The sequence below is a fragment of the Oleiphilus sp. HI0117 genome (genome assembly GCF_001635235.1).
Map to the genome: position 1 here is coordinate 1 of NZ_LWGA01000990.1, position 2,501 is coordinate 2,501.

Sequence of the window (2,501 nt, forward strand, 5' to 3'; positions counted from 1 at the left end):
CAATTTAAAATATCCTTGTATGTCGTTGTGGTTATATTGTAACTAAATTATTGATGCTTTTTAGGGCTCTAATTTAAAACAATGTTAAATGTGAGTTTATGTATCTGAGCGTTTGTTAATTTTTAACAAAGCTAATAGAAACGTCTAATTGCGTCGTTTACATCTAGATACAAAGTAGTTAATTGAGGAAGTTGAATGAATTGGGATCGTGATCGCTTATTAATGGAGTTAGGTAAGTTTTCGTTTAAGTCGAAAGCTGCAGTTAAGGGGGAAATAGCGCATTACTATGACTTCTATGATATGGCTTTCTATCGTGAGTTCGACGGACTAGAGCAGCGTGCAGGTTGGCTTGATGCAAGTGACTTTCGTATCGTTATGCAAAGCTTTAAACCACTTGATGCTAAAGGTACCGTGTTTGTGTTTCATGGATACTTCGATCATGCCGGAATATATCATCACCTAATTCGCTTTTTAATAAAGTCGGGTTATGCGGTTGTTATCTATGATATGCCTGGACATGGATTATCAAGTGGCAAGCCTGCTTCAATTCAGTGTTTCCAGCAGTATCAAGAGGCGATCGATGCTTGTTTGGCGTCGTGTCGCGCTAATCTACCGCAACCATTCCACTGTGTTGGTCAGAGTACGGGCGGGGCAGTTTTGATTGACCGCTTAATGCATACTGAAACGCACGGTGAAGCTTTTGATAAGGTGGTTTTGCTCGCGCCGCTGGTGCGACCTAAAGGCTGGAGCTTTGTTAAAAAGGCTCACTCTTTGGTTAAACCGTTTTTCAAAGTGTGGCATCGCTCATTCTCACAAAATAGCGCGGATGTGAAATTCCTGAAGTTTCTGAAAGAACATGACCCCTTGCAGTCCAAGTGGTTGGCGGTTGACTGGATTAGTGCCTTACGCGATTGGGTTCCACGAATTGAAAGTGGTAAGAAGCTCAAACGAAAGGTATTGATTATTCAGGGCACTGACGACATGACAGTTGACTGGGAACACAATATCACGGTGCTAAAGAGAGTGTTTAGTGAGGTGAAAATAGCCTATCTAGAGGGTGCGCAGCATCATCTGGTAAATGAGTCGCTTCTCAAAAGGCAGAGCGTGTTTGACGCTTTGCTTAGTGAGTTTAATGCAAATTCCACGACGAGTATTGTTGAGGAAAAAAAGGCAGGCAAAAAAGTGACCAAGAAGGTAACTAAGGTTCGTAATAAAGGCTCAGCATCCAAGGCATAAGCGCTTTTCGTTAGAATTAAGTCTTAATTTAGAAGTAAAAAAGCCGCATTCAAATGAGATGCGGCTTTTTGCTTTTTGCTTTTTGCGGATCGAATTGTTTCTAGAACAGAACTCGACAACGAATCGTTCCGTTGACTGTTTTTAGCTTGTCTTTCGCTAGACCGCTGCACTCTTTATTAACATCAATTACAACATAACCCACGCCTTCGTTGGTTTGAAGGTATTGACCTAGAATGTTGATGTTGTTTTCAGATAGCACTTGGTTGATCTCGGACATAACACCCGGAATGTTCTCATGAATATGAAGAATTCTGTGGTTATCTGGGTGAGATGGTAGCGCAACCTCAGGGAAGTTAACCGAAGTGATAGAAGTACCAGTATCACTATAGGTAGCTAGCTTCTCACCAACTTCGAAACCAATGTTGGCTTGCGCTTCCATTGTGCTACCACCAACGTGAGGCGTTAGGATAACGTTATCAAACTCGCGAAGAGGAGAAATAAATTCTTCGTTGTTTGACTTAGGCTCTACAGGGAATACATCCACTGCGGCGCCCAATACTCGGCCAGACTTAAGTGCTTCACATAATGCGTCAATTACAACAACTGTTCCACGAGCTGCGTTAATGAAGATGCTGCCATCTTTCATTTGAGCAAACTGTTCTGGTCCCATCATGTCTTGTGTTGCACCGGTTTCAGGTACGTGCAGGCTGACAATATCAGACATGCCAAGCAAGTCTTCCATAGAATCAAGTTGCGTTGCATTACCCAAAGGAAGTTTGGTTACTACATCGTAGAAGTAGACCTTCATGCCCAATGATTCAGCAAGAACGCTCAACTGGCTGCCGATGCTGCCGTAGCCAACAATCCCGAGCTTTTTACCGCGAATTTCGTAGCTATTGGTAGCTGATTTTAGCCAGCCACCGCGGTGAGCAAGAGCATTCTTCTCAGGTACGCCACGAAGTAGTAGAATTGCTTCGGCAAGTACTAGTTCGGCAACACTTCGAGTATTTGAGTAAGGAGCGTTAAAAACAGCGATACCGTGTTTGGTAGCTGCTTTAAGGTCGACCTGATTGGTACCAATACAGAAACAACCAACTGCGATTAGCTTTTTAGCGGCTTGAAATACTTCCTCAGTCAATTGAGTGCGTGAACGAATACCGACGAAGTGAGCATCTGCGATCTTTTCGATCAACTCATCTTGAGCCAAAGAAGTTTTCAAATATTCAATGTTGGTATAACCTGCCTTTTTAAGTGTTTCCACAGCA

At 42.8% G+C, this 2,501-nt stretch carries 2 protein-coding genes; one reads left to right on the forward strand and one right to left on the reverse strand.

Annotation, left to right across the window (positions count from 1 at the left end):
• The first annotated feature begins 195 nt into the window (after positions 1–195).
• Positions 196–1,236, forward strand: a complete 1,041-nt coding sequence (locus A3757_RS17885) for an alpha/beta hydrolase (protein ID WP_068507260.1) — start codon at positions 196–198, stop codon at positions 1,234–1,236.
• A 100-nt stretch (positions 1,237–1,336) separates the two neighbouring features.
• Here A3757_RS17885 and serA read toward each other — a convergent pair.
• Positions 1,337–2,501 (reverse strand): phosphoglycerate dehydrogenase (gene serA, locus A3757_RS17890; RefSeq protein ID WP_068740024.1); only part of this gene is annotated, 1,165 nt, incomplete at its 5' end.

Coding starts and splice junctions, on each gene's coding strand:
- A3757_RS17885 (WP_068507260.1), top strand. CDS start 196: ATGAATTGGGATCGTGATCGCTTATTAATGGAGTTAGGTAAGTTTTCG.